This window comes from Lysobacter enzymogenes, from assembly GCF_017168095.1.
Lineage (GTDB): Bacteria > Pseudomonadota > Gammaproteobacteria > Xanthomonadales > Xanthomonadaceae > Lysobacter > Lysobacter enzymogenes_D.
Genome location: NZ_LXSD01000256.1, coordinates 1 through 19,250, shown reverse-complemented (window position 1 = coordinate 19,250; position 19,250 = coordinate 1). Strand labels below are relative to the sequence as shown.

The 19,250-nt window shown below is 70.5% G+C and carries 18 protein-coding genes; 3 read left to right on the top strand and 15 right to left on the bottom strand.

Annotated features, from left to right (window positions below):
* From A7A76_RS07125 to folD, 4 genes are all read right to left on the bottom strand, one after another.
* Positions 1-229, bottom strand: a 229-nt coding sequence (locus tag A7A76_RS07125) for a helix-turn-helix domain-containing protein (RefSeq protein WP_206410539.1), incomplete at its 3' end; no start/stop codon positions are given.
* Between the two features lie 148 nt (positions 230-377).
* Positions 378-1,946: a glutamine-hydrolyzing GMP synthase gene (guaA, locus tag A7A76_RS07120; protein ID WP_206410538.1), complete on the bottom strand. Its 1,569-nt coding sequence runs from the start codon at positions 1,944-1,946 to the stop codon at positions 378-380.
* A 114-nt stretch (positions 1,947-2,060) separates the two neighbouring features.
* Positions 2,061-3,518, bottom strand: coding sequence for an IMP dehydrogenase (gene guaB, locus A7A76_RS07115; protein ID WP_206410537.1), 1,458 nt, complete (start codon positions 3,516-3,518; stop codon positions 2,061-2,063).
* Positions 3,519-3,907: 389 nt separating this feature from the next.
* Positions 3,908-4,798 (bottom strand): bifunctional methylenetetrahydrofolate dehydrogenase/methenyltetrahydrofolate cyclohydrolase FolD, encoded by an 891-nt coding sequence (gene folD / locus A7A76_RS07110; protein WP_206410536.1) that lies wholly within the window; start codon positions 4,796-4,798, stop codon positions 3,908-3,910.
* Between the two features lie 119 nt (positions 4,799-4,917).
* Here folD and A7A76_RS07105 point away from each other — a divergent pair, with 119 nt between their 5' ends.
* On the top strand, positions 4,918-5,253 hold the full coding sequence (locus A7A76_RS07105; protein ID WP_206410535.1) for a DUF1244 domain-containing protein: 336 nt from the start codon (positions 4,918-4,920) through the stop codon (positions 5,251-5,253).
* A gap of 203 nt (positions 5,254-5,456) precedes the next feature.
* On the opposite strand, the gene A7A76_RS07100 is transcribed toward A7A76_RS07105, so the two are convergent.
* Positions 5,457-6,521, bottom strand: a complete 1,065-nt coding sequence (locus tag A7A76_RS07100) for a DUF2272 domain-containing protein (protein WP_206410534.1) — start codon at positions 6,519-6,521, stop codon at positions 5,457-5,459.
* A gap of 291 nt (positions 6,522-6,812) precedes the next feature.
* On the opposite strand from A7A76_RS07100, the gene A7A76_RS07095 reads away from it, so the two are divergent.
* Positions 6,813-7,592, top strand: coding sequence for an alpha/beta hydrolase (locus tag A7A76_RS07095; RefSeq protein ID WP_074869415.1), 780 nt, complete (start codon positions 6,813-6,815; stop codon positions 7,590-7,592).
* An 81-nt stretch (positions 7,593-7,673) separates the two neighbouring features.
* A complete protein-coding gene (locus A7A76_RS07090; protein WP_206410533.1) occupies positions 7,674-8,054 on the top strand; it encodes a RidA family protein in 381 nt (126 codons plus the stop codon).
* 88 nt (positions 8,055-8,142) lie between these two features.
* Here A7A76_RS07090 and aroQ read toward each other — a convergent pair whose 3' ends face one another.
* The 10 genes from aroQ to rlmN all read right to left on the bottom strand — a co-directional run bounded on the left by aroQ (position 8,143) and on the right by rlmN (position 19,181).
* The gene (gene aroQ / locus A7A76_RS07085) at positions 8,143-8,703 is read right to left on the bottom strand and encodes a gamma subclass chorismate mutase AroQ (RefSeq protein WP_206410532.1); all 561 of its coding nucleotides are present in this window, start codon (positions 8,701-8,703) and stop codon (positions 8,143-8,145) included.
* A gap of 29 nt (positions 8,704-8,732) precedes the next feature.
* Positions 8,733-9,869 carry a molybdopterin-synthase adenylyltransferase MoeB gene (gene moeB / locus A7A76_RS07080; RefSeq protein WP_206410531.1) on the bottom strand — a complete coding sequence of 379 codons (1,137 nt, stop codon included), beginning with the start codon at positions 9,867-9,869 and terminating at the stop codon, positions 8,733-8,735.
* 279 nt (positions 9,870-10,148) lie between these two features.
* Positions 10,149-11,375 carry a molybdopterin molybdotransferase MoeA gene (locus A7A76_RS07075; protein ID WP_206410530.1) on the bottom strand — a complete coding sequence of 409 codons (1,227 nt, stop codon included), beginning with the start codon at positions 11,373-11,375 and terminating at the stop codon, positions 10,149-10,151.
* 199 nt (positions 11,376-11,574) lie between these two features.
* Positions 11,575-12,165: a molybdenum cofactor guanylyltransferase gene (gene mobA, locus A7A76_RS07070; RefSeq protein WP_206410529.1), complete on the bottom strand. Its 591-nt coding sequence runs from the start codon at positions 12,163-12,165 to the stop codon at positions 11,575-11,577.
* 461 nt (positions 12,166-12,626) lie between these two features.
* The gene (der, locus tag A7A76_RS07065) at positions 12,627-14,027 is read right to left on the bottom strand and encodes a ribosome biogenesis GTPase Der (RefSeq protein ID WP_206410528.1); all 1,401 of its coding nucleotides are present in this window, start codon (positions 14,025-14,027) and stop codon (positions 12,627-12,629) included.
* 292 nt (positions 14,028-14,319) lie between these two features.
* The gene (gene bamB / locus A7A76_RS07060; protein ID WP_206410527.1) at positions 14,320-15,567 is read right to left on the bottom strand and encodes an outer membrane protein assembly factor BamB; all 1,248 of its coding nucleotides are present in this window, start codon (positions 15,565-15,567) and stop codon (positions 14,320-14,322) included.
* Positions 15,567-16,196 (bottom strand): YfgM family protein, encoded by a 630-nt coding sequence (locus A7A76_RS07055; RefSeq protein ID WP_206410526.1) that lies wholly within the window; start codon positions 16,194-16,196, stop codon positions 15,567-15,569. The genes bamB and A7A76_RS07055 overlap by 1 nt, the downstream gene beginning before the upstream one ends.
* A gap of 141 nt (positions 16,197-16,337) precedes the next feature.
* On the bottom strand, positions 16,338-17,162 hold the full coding sequence (locus tag A7A76_RS07050; RefSeq protein WP_428995099.1) for a helix-turn-helix domain-containing protein: 825 nt from the start codon (positions 17,160-17,162) through the stop codon (positions 16,338-16,340).
* Positions 17,159-18,010 (bottom strand): type IV pilus biogenesis/stability protein PilW, encoded by an 852-nt coding sequence (locus A7A76_RS07045; RefSeq protein WP_206410524.1) that lies wholly within the window; start codon positions 18,008-18,010, stop codon positions 17,159-17,161. Before A7A76_RS07045 ends, A7A76_RS07050 begins: the two co-directional genes overlap by 4 nt.
* Positions 18,000-19,181, bottom strand: a complete 1,182-nt coding sequence (gene rlmN / locus A7A76_RS07040) for a 23S rRNA (adenine(2503)-C(2))-methyltransferase RlmN (RefSeq protein WP_206410540.1) — start codon at positions 19,179-19,181, stop codon at positions 18,000-18,002. Before rlmN ends, A7A76_RS07045 begins: the two co-directional genes overlap by 11 nt.
* Positions 19,182-19,250 lie beyond the last annotated feature (69 nt).

Below are 19,250 nucleotides of genomic sequence, written 5' to 3'. Positions count from 1 at the left end.
GCGCCCGCCGCGCGCCGGCGCCGGGCACGGGCGCGGGCGGCGCCAGCAGCGCCGTGGCCGGCACGGCCAGAGCTTCGGCCAGGGTCAGCAGTTCGGGGTGGCGCAGCGTCGCCAGGCCGTTCTCCACCTTCGACAGCTTGGCGATCGAGATCCCGGCGCGCGCGCTGAGGTCGCGCAGCGACAGCTGCGCCTTCTGCCGGGCTTGGCGGAGTTGCTCTCCCAGGGACATGGGCGATGGCGTGCGGTGAGCGAGGACGGCCCAAGGCTAGGCCAGGTCCGCGCGCGCGTCCACCGTCGGCGCCGGGCGCGAAAACGGACAGGCCCGCAGAGCGGGCCTGTTGGTGCGTTGCCGGCCGGGCGCTATCGCGCTTGCGGACTCATTCCCACTCGATCGTCGCCGGCGGCTTGCCGCTGATGTCGTACACCACCCGCGACACGCCCGACAGCTCGTTGATGATCCGGTTCGACACCGTGCCGAGGAAGTCGTACGGCAGGTGCGCCCAGTGCGCGGTCATGAAGTCGATGGTCTCCACCGCGCGCAGCGCGATCACCCATTCGTAGGCGCGCGCGTCGCCGACCACGCCGACCGACTTGACCGGCAGGAACACCGCGAAGGCCTGGCTGGTCTTGTCGTACAGGCCGGCCTTGCGCAGTTCGTCGATGAAGATGTGGTCGGCGCGGGCCAGCAGGTCGGCGTATTCGCGCTTGACCTCGCCGAGGATGCGCACGCCCAGGCCCGGGCCCGGGAACGGATGGCGGTAGACCATCTCGCGCGGCAGGCCGAGTTCGACGCCCAGGCGCCGCACTTCGTCCTTGAACAGCTCGCGCAGCGGCTCGACCAGGCCGAGCTTCATGTTCTCCGGCAGGCCGCCGACGTTGTGGTGGCTCTTGATCACGTGGGCCTTGCCGGTCTTGCTGCCGGCCGACTCGATCACGTCCGGATAGATCGTGCCCTGCGCCAGCCACTTGGCGTTGCCGAGCTTGTGCGATTCCTCGTCGAAGATCTCGACGAACAGGTTGCCGATGATCTTGCGCTTGGCTTCCGGATCGCTGACGCCGGCGAGCTTGTCGAAATAGCGGTCGGCGGCGTTGACGCGCACGACCTTGACGCCCATGTGCTCGGCGAACATCGCCATCACCTGGTCGCCTTCGTTGTAGCGCAGCAGGCCGGTGTCGACGAACACGCAGGTCAGCTGGTCGCCGATGGCCTTGTGCAGCAGCGCGGCCACCACCGAGGAATCGACGCCGCCGGACAAGCCGAGGATGACCTCGTCGCTGCCGACCAGCTCGCGCACGCGCGCGATCTGGTCGTCGATGATGTGCGCGGCGGTCCACAGCGTCTGGCAGCCGCAGATGTCGACCACGAAGCGGCGCAGCAGGGTCTGGCCCTGCTTGGTGTGGGTGACTTCCGGGTGGAACTGCACGCCGTACCAGCGGCGCGCATCGTCGGCGAACGCGGCGACCGGGATGCGGTCGGTCTTGGCGGTGACGACGAAGCCGTCCGGCGCCTTCGACACGTGGTCGCCGTGGCTCATCCACACGTCCAGCCGCGGTGGCGAGCCCGGATGGTCCTTGAGCCCGTCGAACAAGCGGTCCTGCGCGACCAGTTGCACCTCGGCGTGGCCGAATTCGCGCTGGTCCGCCGCCTCGGTGGCGCCGCCGAGCTGCGCGGCCATGGTCTGCATGCCGTAGCAGATGCCCAGGATCGGCAGGCCGGCGTCGAACACCTGCTGCGGCGCGCGCGGCGCGCCCGGCAGCGTGGTCGATTCGGGGCCGCCGGACAGGATGATGCCCTTGGCGCCGAAGGCTTCGATTTCGGCCGGATCGTGGTCCCAGGCCCAGATTTCGCAGTAGACGCCGAGCTCGCGGATGCGGCGGGCGATCAGCTGAGTGTACTGGGCGCCGAAATCGAGGATCAGGATTTTGTCGCTATGGATGTCGGTCATGAGCCAGCAACGAGTGAAGAAGAGTGAGAAACGAGAGACGTCAAAAGCGCGGCCGGAATAGCCGAAGAGGAGCGAGATACTCGTTCCTCGCTCCTCTTCGTTCGTTCCTGGGCTTCATCCCGCCCGGTAGTTCGGCGGTTCCTTGGTGATCTGCACGTCGTGCACGTGGCTTTCGCGCGACCCGGCGTTGGTGATGCGCACGAAGCTCGGCTTCTTGCGCATATCCTCGATGGTCGCGCAGCCCACATAGCCCATCGTGGCGCGCAGGCCGCCGGCGAGCTGGTGGACCACGCCGCCGAGCGAGCCGCGATACGGCACACGGCCTTCGATGCCTTCGGGCACCAGCTTGTCGGCGTCGGAGGCGTCCTGGAAATAGCGGTCCTTGGAGCCCTGCTCCATCGCGCCCAGGCTGCCCATGCCGCGGTAGCTCTTGTAGCTGCGGCCCTGGAACAGCTCGATTTCGCCCGGGGCTTCCTCGGTGCCGGCGAACAGGCCGCCGACCATCACCGACGAGGCGCCGGCGACCAGCGCCTTGCCGATGTCGCCGGAGTAGCGGATGCCGCCGTCGGCGATCAGCGGGATGCGGTCCTGCAGCGCCTCGGCGACCATCGCCACGGCGGTGATCTGCGGCACGCCGACGCCGGCGACGACGCGGGTGGTGCAGATCGAGCCGGGGCCGACGCCGACCTTGACCGCGTCGGCGCCGTGATCCATCAGCGCCAGCGCGGCGTCGCCGGTGACGATGTTGCCGCCGATCACCTGCAACTGCGGGAAGCGGGTCTTGACCCACTTCACCCGGTCCAGCACGCCCTGCGAATGGCCGTGCGCGGTGTCGACCACGATCACGTCCACGCCGGCCGCGGCGAGGGCTTCCACGCGCGCTTCGGTGTCGCCGCCGGCGCCGACCGCCGCGCCGACCAGCAGGCGCTCGGCGCTGTCCTTGGCGGCGTTGGGGTTGTCGGTCTTCTTCTGGATGTCCTTGACCGTGATCAGGCCGCGCAGCTCGAAGCCGTCGTTGACCACCAGCACCTTCTCGATGCGGTGCTTGTGCAGCAGCTGCAGCACTTCCTCGTCGTCGGCGCCCTCGCGCACGGTGACCAGGCGGTCGCGCTTGGTCATGATGTGGCGGACCGGATCGTCGAGCTTCTTCTCGAAGCGCATGTCGCGGCTGGTGACGATGCCGACCAGCTGGCCGCCGTCGACCACCGGCACGCCGGAGATGTTGCGCGCGCGGGTCAGCTTGAGCACTTCGCCGATGGTGGTCTCGGGGCCGACGGTGAACGGCTCCTTGATCACCCCGGCCTCGAACTTCTTGACCTGGGCGACCTGCGCGGCCTGGGCCTGCAGGCTCATGTTCTTGTGGATGATGCTGATGCCGCCGAGCTGGGCCAGGGCGATGGCCAGGCGGGCCTCGCTGACGGTATCCATCGCCGCCGACAGGATCGGCAGGCGGATCGACAGATCGCGGGTCAGGCGGGTGGAGAGGTTTACGTCCTTAGGCAGGACGATCGAATGCGCGGGGACGAGAGAGACATCGTCGTAAGTCAGCGCTTCAGCCTGGATGCGCAGCATAGGCGGGCCCGGGAGGATGAAGCGCGCCATTCTAACCCGAAAACGCCCCGCTCCGCTCGCCGCGCGGGCGGAAAGGGGCGTTCCGCGGGTGGGTGGCGCGGGGGCCGTTAAGGCTCGGCGGGCGGGGCTCGCGGGCCGCGCCGGGTGCGGGCGGGAAGCTGGCGACCTCCGGCGCGAATTCGGCGCCGGCGGCCGATCGAAAGAGGCCTCGACTTCCAGCGCTTGCGCCCGAAACGCCCTGGATTCCCGCGTTCGCGGGAATGACGATGGGGTGGGTTTCGCGGCGTCTGCCTCCAGCCGTCATCCCCGCGAACGCGGGACCCAGAGCCTTCAGCCGGCCGCTGCCCGAAAGCCCGGGATCGGCTTCGAGTCCAGGCGCACCGCCCGCCTCACCCCCGCCCGGCCGCCTTGTCCGCCGCCTCGGCCGCTTCCAGCGTGTTCTGCATCAGCGTAGCCACCGTCATCGGCCCGACCCCGCCCGGGACCGGGGTGATCCAGCTGGCGCGTTGCGCGGCGGCGGCGAAACCGACGTCGCCGACCAGGCGGCCGTCGTCGAGGCGGTTGATGCCCACGTCGATCACCACCGCGCCCGGCTTGACCCATTCGCCCGGGATCAGCCCCGGCCGGCCGACCGCGACCACCAGGATGTCGGCGTTGCGCACCGACTGCTCCAGCACCGCCTGCGGGGTGAACTTGTGGCAGCTGGTGACGGTGCAGCCGGCGATCATCAGCTCCAGCGCCATCGGCCGGCCGACGTGGTTGCTGACGCCGACGATGGTCGCGCTCTGCCCGCGCACCGGGCGGTCGGTGTAGCCCAGCAGGGTGGTAATGCCGCGCGGCGTGCACGGGCGCAGGCCGAACTGGCGCAGCACCAGGTGGCCGACGTTTTCCGGATGGAAGCCGTCGACGTCCTTGCGCGGGTCGATGCGGTGGATCAGCGCGGTGGCGTCGCGGCGGTCGGGCAGCGGCAGCTGGACCAGGATGCCGTGGACCTCGGGATCGGCGTTGAGCTGGTCGATCAGCGCCAGCAGCGCCTCGTCGCCGGGATCGGCCGGCAGGTCGTAGTCGATCGCGCGGATGCCGACCTTCTGCGCGGCGCGGCGCTTGTTGCGCACGTACACCGAGGACGCCGGATCGTTGCCGATCAGCACCACCGCCAGCCCCGGCCGCGACAGCCCGGCGGCGACGCGGCGGTCGACCTGGGCCTTGAGGTTGTCGAGCAGTTCCTCGGCGATGCGCTTGCCGTCGAGGATGCGGGCCGGGTGCGAGGGAGGCGTCATGCGGGCTCGGCTGCGGTAGAGTCGGGCCGCGCATTATCGCTTATCCGGCCGGCCGAATTTCGCCGCGCCGCGCATTTCGCCGATGTTGCGCGTCCCCGCCCCACCGCCCGAGCGCCACCATGAGCCCGACCGATCCCACCGCCGCCGCATCCGCCCCGGACGCCGCCACCGACGCCCTGCAGGCCGCCGCGTTCCGCCGCCTGCTCGCCCACCTGATGCACGAGCGCCGCGACGTGCAGAACATCGACCTGATGATCCTGGCCGGCTTCTGCCGCAACTGCCTGGCCGACTGGTACCGCGACGCCGCCGCCGAGCGCGGGATCGCGCTGAGCAAGGACCAGGCGCGCGAAGCGATCTACGGCATGCCGTTCGGCGAATGGAAGGCCAAGTACCAGCAAGACGCGACGCCGGAACAGCTGGCCGCGTTCGAAGCCGCGCAGAAGCGCCACAGCTGAAACGCCGCGCCGCTAGCCCCCCTGTAGGAGCGGCGCAAGCCGCGACCGCGAAAATCGCACGGCAGCGCCCGCACGAAGCGCCCGTCCGCGCCATGCGGGAAAACGGACGGGATGGCATCGGCAAGACCTCCGGCGCTCGCCGGCGAACGATCGGCGCAGTCGCGGCTCGCGCCGCTCCTACAGGGGTGCGGCGCCGCTCCCGTTCAATCCTGCACCGGCGCCTGCCCTTGCGGCTGCAACGCCGGCGCGTTCGGATTCGGACAACGCGGAATCCCCGAACCGACCACGCAGTTGATGCAGCACCCCGACGGCTGCTGCGGCGCCGGCTGCTGCGGCGCGAACAGCGGCAGCGGCGGCGCCAGCGTCGCCAGGCTGGCGTCGGGCTTGAGCTTGAGCAGCGCCGCCCAGTCGAGCTTGTTCATGTCGCAGGCCGCGGCGGTGTCGGGCGAGCACTCCACCTGGGTCTCGCTGCGCAGCGGCAGCGGCCAGAACTGGCCGTTGCGGTTGACCGCCATCATCCGCATCGTCGCGCCCTGCTGGACGTTGCCGCCGATCAGATAGGCCTTGCCGTCGTTGTTCGGATTGACCGCGACGACCACGTCGCAATGCATCGCCAGCGAACCGTTGCCGCTATCGAGCGCGGCCATCAGCCCCTGGTAGCCGTACACGCGCGTGCTCGAACGCACCGCGCACAGCAGGTCGCCCGGCGCCGGCGCGGCGCTGGCCGGGTCCAGGTACAGGAACGGGCTTTGGTCCGGATTGCGGTAGGCCTCGCGCACATAGTCGTAATGGCTGGCCGAGGGACGGAAGCCCGGGATCGCGGCCTTCATCATCACGTAGGACACGAACGCGGCCGACCAGGGATTGTCGACCAGGAACGCGCGGCAGGCCTGGGCGGTGTACGCGCTGCCGTAGGGTTCGAAGCACTGGTCGGCGCCGGCGAAGCCGCTCATGCGCTGCAGCAGGCCGGTCTCGCGCCAATAACTCGCGGTGCGGCGCCAGGTTTCGGTGGCGCCGTCGGCCAGGCGCGCGGATTCGGATTCGCTGACCGAGGCGCTGGCCAAGCGTCCCTGCAGGTCGATGAAGGGCCGGTACCACAGCAGGTTTTCGCTGCACGCGGCCGCGGCGATGCGGATCGCGGCCTGGGGCGCGCCGCCCTGTTCGCGCAGCGACGGGCAGGCGTCGGCGGCGCGTGCCGCGCTCCATGGCGCGAACAGCGCCGACACTGCGGCCAGGATCAGCAAAACCGATAGCGGACTGCGGGGCATGCGAGCGTTCTCCGGACCGTCGCGGCCCGCGCGCGGGGGCGCGGCGGACCGGGGTTGTCATGCAGGAAGGTTCGGCACTGGAACGCGACGAGCCCGCCTGCGCCAGCCTAGCGATCTTCCGTGCAAGGCGCGTGAGCGCGAAAGCGTCCGCCGCGCGACGCTGGCGGCGCGCGCGCGCGCGGGGTATCGTCGCAGCACGCACTTCGCGCCCCGCGGCCGTTCGCGGCCCGGCCGGCGCCTCCCCCGCCCCGCACACCAAGGCCCGCGCAATCGATGGCACGCAACCCTCGCATGTTCCAGTCCCTGGCCGCAGTCGCCGGCGTCGCCGCCGCCGGTTACCTCAGCATCTGCGGCTGGATGTACTTCAAGCAACGCGAACTGATGTACTTCCCGCAGAACACCCGCCTGGGCGCCGACATGACCGACTACACGGTCGAGCGCGGCGACGCGGTGCTGCGCGGCTGGCGCCTCAACGCCGGGCGCGAGAAGGCGCTGATCTATTTCGGCGGCAACGCGGAACGCGTGGAGAACATGCGCGAGACGCTGGCGCAGTGGTTCCCCGACCGCACCATCTACCTGCTGTCGTATCGCGGCTTCGGCGCCAGCGACGGCGCGCCGGCCGAGCCGGAGCTGTTCGCCGACGCGCTGGCGATCTTCGACCAGGTCGCGCGCGAGCATCCGCATCAGCCGATCTCGGTGATCGGCCGCAGCCTCGGCAGCGGCGTGGCCAGCTACGTCGCCGGCAAGCGCCCGGTCGAACGGCTGGCGCTGGTGACGCCCTTCGACAGCCTCAGCGACACCGCGCAGGCGCACTACCGCTGGCTGCCTACGCGCTGGCTGGTGCGCGACCGCTACGACTCCATCGGCAACCTGCGCAGTTATTTCGGCCCGATCCTGGTGGTGCGCGCCAGCGACGACGACGTGATCCCGCCGGCCAACACCAGCCGCTTGGTGCATTCGCTGCAAACCCGCCCGCAAGGCGTGGAAGTGGTCCAGCTCAAGGGCGCGGACCACCACAACATCGGTAGCTATCCGCAGTACGGCCAGGCCTTGAGGGAGTTCATCGACTAGCGCGGGATCCGACGGGCGCGGGCGAGGTCTGGCCCGCGATGTGCGCCCGCAGCCGCTCGCGCCTCACTTGGAGGACGCAAGATGCAAATGCAGATGCAACGCAGGGCGATCCAACCCAACGACGTGTCGTACGCGCAGGCGCACGAGATCAGCGGCTTCAAGCGTTTGTTGTTCATCAGCGGCCAGTTGCCGCAGTGCGAGCAGTGCATCCTGCCCAAGGATTTCGAAGGCCAGTGCCGGCGCGCCTGGGCCAACGTCGAGCAGCAGCTCAAGCAGGCCGGGATGGATTTCAGCAACCTGGTCAAGGTCACCACCTTCCTCAGCGAGCGGCGCCTGCGCCAGCGCAATTACGAGATCCGCCGCGAAGTGCTCGGCGAATGCACGCCGGCGCTGACGGTGATCATCGCCGACTTGTACGAGGAAGGCTGGATGGTCGAGATCGAGGCGATCGCGGCGGACTGAGAAACGGGAGATGGCGAAGAGGAGTTCGCGGATAGCCAAAGCGGTTTTCGCTGTCTCCCGACTCCTTTTCGCTATGCGCCGGCTCTGCTCAAGGGATGCGGCACAGATCGCCGAAAGCCCGCGCCAGCGCGGTGCGGTGCAGTTCGTCGAGCCTGTACTGCCTGGCAGCGCGTTTTTGCGCGTCGAACGCGCGCTGTTCGCAGTGTTCGCCGCGCGCTTCGGTCAGGGCGCCGGGCAAGGCGTCCAGCAGTTCGGCGTTGATCGCATCCAACCGTTCCCGCACCGGCGCCAGATCGACCGGCTTGGCCGCGCGCGCCGGCTGCGCCAGCAAGCGGTACTGCACCAGCTTGTTGGCTTCCATCTGCGCCTGGAAGAACGTCGCCGCGCGCTCCGGCGCCAGCGAACGCGCCGCGGCCTGTTCGCGCACCTTGGCCAGTTGCTCGCGCTCGCGCTGCGCGTCCTCGACCGGCTTGCCGGTGGCGCGCTTGCTCGCGGCGACCCGGTCGGCCAGCAGCAGCCGCTGCGCGCTGAGTTCGGCGACCCGGCCGAAGCCCGGCGACGGACCGGACGGCGGCGAGGCCGTCGCCGCCGACGCGAACAGGCCGGCGGCGAAGGCCAGCGCCGGGATCGAGCCGCGATGCAGTGTCATCCGATCCGCCTTGCGAATGCGCGCGCCGCTCACGGCGCGGCGCAGAACGCTTGATAGTCGATATAGCCCGGAAACGCGCGGCCGGCCGCGCACACCGGGCACTCCGGGTCCGGCCGCAGCCGGGTCTCGCGAAAGCGCATGCCGAGCGCGTCGAAATGCAGCAGGCGCCCGGCCAGCGACTCGCCCAGGCCGAGGATCAGCTTGACCACCTCGGTCGCCTGCACCAGGCCGATCACGCCCGGCAGCACGCCGAGCACGCCGGCTTCGGCGCAGTTGGGCGCCGCTTCCGGCGGCGGCGGTTCCGGGAACAGGCAGCGGTAGCACGGGCATTGGCCGCGGTGGCGGCCGGCGTCGAACAGGCTCACCTGCCCTTCGAAACGGTGGATCGCCCCGTACACCAGCGGCTTGGCCAGCTTCACGCAGGCGTCGTTGAGCAGATAGCGCACCGGGAAGTTGTCGGCGCCGTCGAAGACGACGTCGGCGGCGCCGATCAGCGCTTCGACGTTGTCGGAGGTAATGCGCTCGGCGAAGGTCTCCACGCGCAGGCGCGGGTTCAGCGCCTGCAGCGCGATCTTCGCCGACTCGACCTTGGGCAGGCCGATGCGGTCCTCGGTGTGCAGGATCTGCCGCTGCAGGTTGCTGCGGTCGACCACGTCGTCGTCGGCCAGCACCAAGGTGCCGACGCCGGCCGCGGCCAGATAGAACGCGGCCGGCGAGCCCAGCCCGCCGGCGCCGACCATCGCCACGCGCGCGGCCTGCAGCTTGCGCTGGCCGGCTTCGCCGACTTCGGGCAGGCGCAGGTGGCGCGAGTAGCGGTCGTAGAAATCGATCTCGTCGGCGGACCGGTGCGAGGGCGCCAGCGGCAGGCCGTCGGCGATCCAGCGCGCGGTGCCGCCGTCGACCGAGGCCACGCGCGCGTAGCCGGCGTCGAGCAGCGCCTGCGCGGCGCGCAGCGAGCGCGCGCCGGTCTGGCAGATCAGCACGATGGCGGCGTCGCGGTCGGCGACGGTGGCGGCGGGATCGGCTTCGAGCGCGTCCTTGGCCACGCCGAGCGCGTGCTCGGCCTGGCCGCCGGCGCGCTCGTGCGCCTCGCGCACGTCGATCAGGACCGCGCCGGCCTGCTGGCGGGCGCGCGCCTGCGCGGGGGAAATCCGTTCGATGCTCATGCGGGGATTATCCGCTTTCGCGGGAGCGGCGGCGGGCGACGGCGGGGATGGAGCGTTGCGTGAGTTGGCGGGTGGCCCTCACCCCAACCCCTCTCCCGCAGGCGGGAGAGGGGCTCGAATTCGCTCTGTGTTAATGGCTCGATCCCGAAAGCGGCGTTGCAAGCCCCTCTCCCGTAGGCGGGAGTGGGGCTCGAATTCGCTCTGTCTTGGTGGCTCGATCCCGAAAGCGGCGTTGCAAGCCCCTCTCCCGCTCGCGGGAGAGGGGTTGGGGTGAGGGGCCTACCCCAAAGCGTAAGGCCACACCTCCACCACCGCCCCCTCGCCCAAGCTTTGCGCCCCCTCCGTCACCACCATCAGCGCATCCGAATCCGCCGCCGCGCGCAATCGATGCGAACCAGTGGCCGGATTCGGATCCACCCACAACACCCCGCCCTCGTCGCTGCGCAGCCGCGCGCGCACGAACTCGCGGCGCGGATGGTTCTTCTCGATCCCGCCGACCAAGCGCGCCCGCAGCTTCGGCCGGGGATCGGCGCGACCCTGCAAGCCGTCGATCAACGCGCGGCCGAAACTCAGGTACGTCGCCAGCACCGACACCGGGTTGCCCGGCAGGCCGAGGAACCGCGCCTGGTCCATGCTCGCCAGCAGCAGCGGCATGCCGGGGCGCATCTTCACTTTCCAAAAATGGATCTGCCCGAACTGCGCCAGCACCGCCGGGATATGGTCCTTCTCGCCGGCCGACACCGCGCCGCAGGTGAACACCAGATCGAACGCGCAGGCGGCGTCGCGCAGGGCGATCTCGACCTGCCTGGGATCGTCCGGCAGGCGCGGCCATGCGGTCGGCTCCAGGCCGTCGGCGCGCAGCAGGCCCATCAGCAGGTCGCGGTTGCTGTCGTAGATCTGTCCCGGCCGCAGCGGCATGCCCGGCTCGACCAGTTCGTCGCCGCTGGTGAATACCGCCACCGTCGGCTTGCGCCGCACCGGCAGCGACGACAGGCCCAGCGAGGCCGCCAGCGACACCCGCGCCGGCGTCAATACCTGGCCTGCGCGCAGCACGGTCTCGCCCTCGCCGACGTCTTCGCCGGCGTAACGCACGTGCTGGCCGCGCCGGGACGGCGGCACGAACACGCGCGCGCCGTCGACGCGCACGTTCTCCTTGATCGCGACGGTGTCGGCGCCGGCCGGCAGCGGCGCGCCGGTGGTGATGCGCGCGCATTCGCCCGCGCCGAGCTCCAGGCCCAGGGCGAGGCCGGCGAACTGTTCGCCGACCAGGCGCAGTTCGGTTTCGGTTTCGTCGTCGGCGAGGTCTGCGTGGCGCAAGGCGAAGCCGTCCATCGCGCTGTTGTCGAACGGCGGCAGCGCCAGCGGCGCGACCACGTCGCCGGCGAGCACGCGGCCGTGGCAGCGCGGCAGCGCCGGGTGTTCGGCTTCCAGGCGATGCGCGGCGGCGACCTCGGCCGTCACGCGCATCGCGTCGTCGAATAACAGGCCGGTGGGGAAATCGGTCATGGCGGGCTCTTGCTGGGGGATCGGGTTCGCGGTGACGGGCTGGTCGGGTCGAACTTGCGAAGCGGGTTTGCAGAGGCGGGCTAGCGGGATCAATCTGCGGGATCGGCTTTCGGAATCGGCTTGTGCAATCGACTTGCGCGATCGGCTTGCGACATCGACCTTGCGCGATCGGCGGGAAGACCCGGCCGCTGCTGCACGCTCACTCCGGCGGATCGTCGGCGACGCCGGCCGCGGCCAGATCCGCCGGCGTGTTGAGGTTGCCCAAGCGTAGTCCGGGCAGGCGCAACGCCGCCATGCCGAGCGCGGCCTGCAACTCGCGCACCGCCAGCCGCCGCTGCGCCAGGGCCGGCGCCAGCGCCGCGCGCAGCGGCGCCAACGGCCACAGCGCGAACAAGGGCTGTACGCCGTCGTCGTCGACGGCGAAGGCGCCCTGCCCGGCTTGCGCGGCCTCCAGCGCGTCCAGCAACCAAGCCTCGGCGCGCAAGGCATCGACCGGAACGCTCAGCAGCCAGGGCGTGTCCGCGGCCGCGGCGAGCGCGTCGAGGCCGCCGAGCGGCCCGAGGTCGGGCGCGCGGTCGGCGACGGCGCGCAGGCCGTGCGCGGCGTAACGCGGCAGATCGCGGTTGGCGCTGACCAGCACCCGCGCGACCTGCGGCGCGAACGCGCGCGCCAGGCGCAGCACCTGGAACTCGCCGTCGCGCCGCAGCCAGGCCTTGTCGCGCCCGCCCAGCCGGGTGGCGCGGCCGCCGGCGAGCAAGCCCAGGGTGAGGTCGGCGGGAGCGATGGGCATGCGCGGCGTGGCGGGCTGCAAAACCGCATTGTGCGCGTTCGCTGACGCTCGCGCTGTCGATGGGGGAGCGGGTTGCGGCAGGAGCGCCAGAGGCAAGATCAAAATGGGTTCCGGCTTTCGCCGGAATGACGGTGTAGGGAGCGGCGACGCGCCTCCCAGTCCGTCATTCCGGCGAAAGCCGGAACCCATTTTGACCTTCGCTTCGGCTTAGACATCGATAGGCCAGCTCGGACCACCCCGGGCGCAACCAACGTCCCGCCGACCTCACTTGCCGCGCTTGACGTGCCAGACCAACCGCTTCTTCTTCGCCATCTACCGCAATAACAGTATCGGAAGCGCCGACGCCGCCCCCCAGCCCGTCATTCCGGCGAAAGCCGGAACCCATTTTGACCTTCGCTTCGGCTTAGACATCCGCAGTCCCGCTCAGACCGCCACGGGCGCAACCAGCGCCCCGCCCGGCCTCACTTGCCGCGCTTGACGTGCCGGATCAGCCGCTTCTTCTTCGCCACCTGCCGCTCGGTCAGCACGTTCTTCTTGCCTTCGTACGGGTTGCTGCCTTCCTTGAACACGAACCGCACCGGCGTGCCGACCAGCTTGAAGCGCTTGCGGAAGAAGTTCTCCAGATAGCGCTTGTAGCTGTCGCTGAGCGTGCGCAGGCGGGTGCCGTGGACGACGAAGGTCGGCGGGTTGGTCCCGGCCGGATGGGCGAAGCGCAGCTTGGCCACGTGTCCGCGCACCACCGGCGGCGGGTTGGTCTCGTAGGCGATCTCCATCGCCTTGGTGACCTCGCTGGTGCCGATCTCGGTGGTCGCCGAGGCGTGCGCGCGATGGATCGCCGCGAACAGCTCCTTCAGGCCCGAACCGTGCTTGGCGCTGATGCGCACCGGCTCGGCCCATTCGACGAAGGCGAGCTTGCGCTTGAGCAGGTTCTCGGTCTGCTGGCGCTGGTATTCGGTCTGCCCGTCCCACTTGTTGACCGCGACCACCAGCGCGCGGCCGGCGTCGAGCGCGTAGCCGAGCACGCTGGCGTCCTGGTCGGTCACGCCTTCGGTGCAGTCGAGCATGACCACCGCGACCTGACACTGCTCGATCGCCTGCAGGGTCTTGATGATCGAGAACTTCTCGACCGCTTCCTCGACCTTGGACTTGCGCCGCACGCCGGCGGTGTCGACCAGCCGGTACAGGCGGCCGTCGCGCTCCATGTCGACCGCGACCGAGTCGCGGGTGGTGCCCGGCACCTCGGAGGCGATCATGCGCTCCTCGCCGAGCAGGCGGTTGACCAGGGTCGACTTGCCGACGTTGGGGCGGCCGATGAAGGCCACGCGGATGCGGTTGGGGTCGTTGTCCAGCTCGGCGGTCGCACCCTCTTCGGGCACGCGCGACAGCACTTCGGCCAGCAGTTCGTCCAGGCCCTGGCGGTGCGCGGACGAAATCGCGATGGCGTCGCGGATGCCGTAGCGGGCGAAGTCGTTGATCGCCGCGGCCGCGTCGAGGCCGTCGGTCTTGTTGACCACCAGCAGGGTCGGCCGCGCGGTCTTGCGCAGCCAGCCGAGGATCTCGTCGTCCAGCGCCGAGGCGCCTTCGCGGCCGTCGACCACGAACAGCACCAGGTCGGCCTCCTCGGCCGCCGCGCGCGCCTGGCGCGCGGTGGCGCCGGCCAGCCCCTGCTCCTCGCCGGCGATGCCGCCGGTGTCGACCACCGCGAACGCGCGCTGGCCCTCGGGCCGGCACACGCCGTAATGGCGGTCGCGGGTGACGCCCGGCTCGTCGTGGACGAGCGCGTCGCGGCTGCGCGTGAGCGCGTTGAACAGGGTGGATTTTCCGACGTTGGGGCGGCCAACGAGGGCGACTAGCGGGAGCATGGTGTTGAAACCGAATGGGAGAATAGGAATTGGAAATCGCGCCACGGCGCCGCGAAGGCGGCCGGAAAGCGCCGACATAGTGCCAGAGCGGGCGCGAAGACGCCTTCGCACCGGCTGGGCGGACCGGGCGAAAGCAGGCCCGGCCGAGAAAACGAACGGCCCGGAACGGCTACACGCCGCCCGGGCCGCCTTGCGCTTGGAACCTGAAAACCGGACTCGGGCTAGACGGGCCGGCGCGGCTCGAAGCCGCCGCGCCGCACGATCGCCCGGTGCCGATTCCCGGCTCCCGGCCTTATTGCAACTTGAACGCGGTCAGCCCGCCCTTGACGTTCTGCACGATCAAGATGCCGTCGGCCACCACCGGCGCCGCCTTCAGCGGCTTGCGGCCGGCGCGCGCGCGCGCGGCGAACTCGCCGGTGGACAGCTTCATCCAGTGCACGTAGCCGTCGAAGTCGCCGACCACGGCGTAGTCGCCCTGCACCGCCGCGCCGCTGAGGTCGCGACGGCCCAGCGACGGCTGCGACCACAGCGCGCTGCCGCTGTTCTTGTCCAGGCCGTACACGACCCCGGCCGGATCGGCGACGATCAGCTTGTCGCTGGCCACGCCCATGCGGCCGACGCCGCCATGTTCGCTGGCCCACATCGGCCGGCCGGTCGGCGCGTCGATCGCCACGGTCTGCTTCTTGAAGCTGCTCGCGTACAGCACCGAGCCTTCCAGCACCGGGGCGCCGTCGATGTCGGCCATGCGGTCGAGCTCGCTGCGGCCTTCGGGCTGCGCGACCGGCAGGTCCCAGGTCGGGCGGCCGTCGCCGGCGGCCAGCGCCTGCACCGTGCCGTCGTCGTTGCCGACGAACACGTAGCCCGGGCCGAGCGTCGGCGAGCTGTTGCCGCGCACGGACAGGATCGGCACGTCGCGGGTCCAGAACCAGCGGCGCTCGCCGCTGGCGGCGTCGAACGCGGTCACCCGGCCGTCGTTGGAACGCACGAACACCATGCCCAGGCCGATGCTCGGCGCGGAGATGACTTCGTTGGGCACCTTGGCGGTCCACTTCTGCTCGCCGGTGGCGGCGTCGAGCGCGATCACCTCGCCCTCCAGGCCGCCGACCACGACCAGGCCGTCGCCGGCGCCGGGACCGCCGGACAGGCGGATCTCCTTGTCCTTCTTCTCGCGGTCCTTCTTATCCTTGCGGGTCGGCACGAAGTGCCAGACTTCCTTGCCGGTCTGCAGGTCGTAGGCATGCACGCCGCCGCGGATCGCCGCCGCATAGACGCGGCCGTCGGCGACCGTCGGGCCCTGGCGCACGCCGATGCGGTCCTCGCCCTTGCCGGCGTTGACCGACCAGATCTTGTCGACCTTGACGCTCGGGGCGAAATCGACGAGCTCGGTCGGCTCGTTGGGCTTGGCGTCGTCCTTCTTCTTGCCGCCGCCGAACCAGCCCTTGACCGTCGAGCATCCGCTCAGGGCGAACGCGCACAACGCGGCGGCGGCGGCGACGCGCACGAAGGCGCCGCCGGACGAGCTTTTCTGGGCTTGGATCATTAAGACTTGGCCTCGGGCTTGGCCGGCGTGCCGCCGGCTTCGGTGAGCTTGAGTTCGAGCAGGCGGCGGCGCGGCGAGGCTTCGTCGAGCTTGGCCAGCGCGTCGGTGTAATCCTTGCGCGCCAGATCCTGCTTGCCGAGCGCGAACTGCGCGTCGCCGCGCACTTCCAGCGCCAGCGGCTGGGTCGACTGGGCCAGCACCTTGAGCGCTTCGGCCGGCTGCTTGGCGTCGATCAGCAGGCGCGCCAGGCGCTGGGAGACGATCTCGGCGATGGCCGCGTCGTCGGTCTTGATCCCGCGCAAGGTGGCGATGGCGGCGTCGCGCTGGTCGCCCTGGACCTGCATCTTGGCCAGGTCGAGCGCGGCCAGGGTGCGGTACATGCTGTCCGGCAGCGCCTGGACCTTGGCCGCGGCGGCCTTGTCCTTGGCGTCGATCGCGTCGACCGCGGCCTGGTACTGGCCGGCGGCCTGCACGCTCTGCTCGAGTTGGCGATTGCCCCACCACTTCCAACCGCCGATCGCGGCCAGGCCGAGGGCGATGCCGCCGATCAGGCCGGCGCCGTTGGCGCGCAGCCAGGACAGCACGCGTTCGCTTTGTTCGTGTTCGTCGAGCAGGTCGTCTATCGCCATGATGCGCCGTGGTTGTGCTGCCTGGACGGGCCGACGCCGCGCGCAGCGCGGCAGCCGGGCCGAACGGGCCGTGAAGGAAACAGGCCGGGAAACCGGTCGCGCGGCGACCGGTACGGAACGTTCGCGGACCCGCGGCGCGGGTCAGTCCGAGACCGGCGCGAGGGAACCGTCAGAGGATAGCGTAAAGCGCGCGACGTTCGCGCGGCTGAACGGCGTCAGATCGACCGCCTGGCCGGCGTTGAGGACTTCCACCGCGGCGGTGTTGCCAAGGCGGACGTTGGCGACTTCGCCGGGCGCGTAGCTGCGTTCCTGGCCGGCGCCGAGGATGCCTTCCTCGAGCTTGCGGCCGTCGTTGCCGACGATCTGCACCCAGCTGTCGCCGCTGAACTTCAGGGTCAGCGACTTCGCCCCGGGCGCCGGCGCGGCGGCCGGCGGCAGGCTGGGACCGATGGAGGCGATGACCGGGGTGCGCTGCGGCGGCTCCGCCGCCGGACGCGCGGCCTGGGCCGCGTCGCCGGCCGGCAGCGCGGCCATGTCCAGCGACTGCACCGCCGAATTGCCGGCGGGGTGACGGGTGGCGATCCAGATCGGCACCGCGATCGCCGCGGTCATGACGATATAGACGGCGCGGCGGGTGGTCTGTTCGAACACCCGGCGGTAGCGCGGGGTATGGGTATGGCTGACCAGCTCCGACGGCGCGGTCGAGGCGATCGGGCTGCCGACCAGCTGATCTTCCAGGTCGACGCCGAGCAGGCGGGCGTAGCTGCGCAGTTGCCCGCGCACGAACACCGGCGCGCCGATGCGGGCGAAATCGTCCTGTTCCAGCGATTGGATCGCGCGCGCCGGCATCTTGAGCTTCGCGGCCACGTCCTCGATCGACAGCCCCGCCGCCTCGCGGGCCTGTTTCAGACGCGCGCCGCAGCTTCCGCCGACGTCAGGCGCGAATTCGTTCGACTGCATCATCACTTACCGCCATCCCCCGATTCGGAGCCCTGCGCGTCAGGGAACTCCGCCCTCATTCGCTGAACGTATCTCGCGGCGGCAGCCCTGTCGCCGAGTTTTTCTTCGATTTGTGACGCAGTCATCAGCGCTTCAGCTGAAATAGGCTCCACGGCCAGACGGCGTTCAGAAAAGGCGCGCGCCTCGAAAGCCTTGCCCAGGCGCAGCTGGCGCTTGGCCATCGCGCTCAGCGCGGTGGCGTTGGCCGGCTCCAGCGCGAGCGCCTGGCGCAGGTCGCGCTCGGCGCGTTCGCCCTGCCCGGCGCGATCGGCGCAGGCGCCGCTGTTGGCGAGCAGCACGGCCAGATCGGTGTAGGTCGGGTCGACCCGGGCGCGATCGAAATAGCCAAGGGCCTCGCCCGGCTGCTGGTTGGCGCACAGCCAGACCGCGTAGTTGTTGAGCACCGCGCCGCGTTCGGGCGCCAGCGTGGCGGCCTTGCGGTAGTAGCCGCCGGCTTCGGCGTTCTTGCCGTCGCGCTCGGCCATCAGCGCCATCAGGCTGTAGGCCTCGACCGACTTGGAATCGAACTTCAGCGCCTGGCGCAGCTCGTCGCGCGCCTTGGCGTCGTCGCCGGCCTGCAGGTAGCGCTGCGCCGACAGGACCCGGCTGCTGGCCGCGGCCGCGCCGCTCGGCGCGTGCCGGTCGCTCTTGAAATCGTAGCTCGGGCCGGTCTGCTCGAAGCCCTTGCGCTGCATGTTCGGCTTGATGAAGGACAGCCGGTTGCAGGCGGCGGTGCCGGCCAGCACCAGCGCGGACAGGATCAGGCCGCCCAGCAGGCGGCCGCGGGCCGAACCCGCCGGCCGGTCAAGCGGCATCGCCGAGCTCCCCGCCGCGGCCGCGGCCGGCGCCCTCGTCCAGGCCCTGCGCCTGCAGGCGCTTGCGGAACTCGGCCTGGCGCCGGGTGCGGTCCATCACCTGGCCCTTGAGCTGGCCGCAGGCGGCGTCGATGTCGTCGCCGCGGGTGCGCCGCACCGGCGCGATCATGCCGGCCTCGTTGAGCAGCTTCTGGAAGGCGCGGATGGCCGCGTCGTCGGGGCGCTCGAAACGGGTGCCGGGGAACGGGTTGAACGGGATCAGGTTGACCTTGGCCGCGTCCTTCATCTGCACCGCGTTGTCGAACTGGCGCAACAGGCGCACCAGTTGCCGCGCCTGCGCGGGCTGGTCGTTGACGCCCTTCATCAGGGTGTATTCGAAGGTCACCGAGGTGCCGCGCTTGCGCAGCGCGTAGCGCACGCAGGCGTCCATCAGCTCGGCGATCGGGTATTTCCGGTTGAGCGGCACCAGCTCGCTGCGCAGCTCGTCGTTGGGCGCGTGCAGCGACACCGCCAGCGACACGTCGCTGACCTCGCCGAGCTTGTCGATCATCGGCACCATGCCGGCGGTCGACAGGGTCACCCGCTTGTTGGCCAGGCCGTAGCCGAGGTCGTCGCGCATGATGCTCATCGCGCGCACCACGTTGTCGAAGTTCGCCAGCGGCTCGCCCATGCCCATCATCACCACGTTGGTGAGGCGGCGCTGCTGGTGCGGGACGTTGCCGAGGTGGCGCGCCGCGACCCACACCTGGCCGATGATCTCGGCGGTGGACAGGTTGCGGTTGAAGCCTTGGGTGGCGGTCGAGCAGAACTGGCAGTTGAGCGCGCAGCCGACCTGCGAGGACACGCACAGGGTGCCGCGGCCCTTGTCGGGGATGTAGACCGTCTCGATCGCGTTCTTCGGGTCCATGCCGAGCAGCCACTTGTGGGTGCCGTCGGTGGAGGGCTTGTCGAACACGACCATCGGCGCGCGCACCTGCGCGTTGGCTTCGAGCTTGGCGCGCAGCGCCTTGCCCAGGTCGGTCATGCCGTCGAAATCGGTGACGTAGCGGTGGTGGATCCACTTCATGACCTGGTGCGCGCGGTAGCGCTTTTCGCCCAGGCTCTGCTCGAAAAAGTCCTCGAGCTGGGTGCGGTCGAGGTCGAACAGGTTGGTTTTGCCGTTGTCGGGCACGGCGGCGGCGGGTCGCGCCGGCGCCGCGACCGCGGCCGCAGCGGCGTTCGCGTCGACGCGCGCGGCATC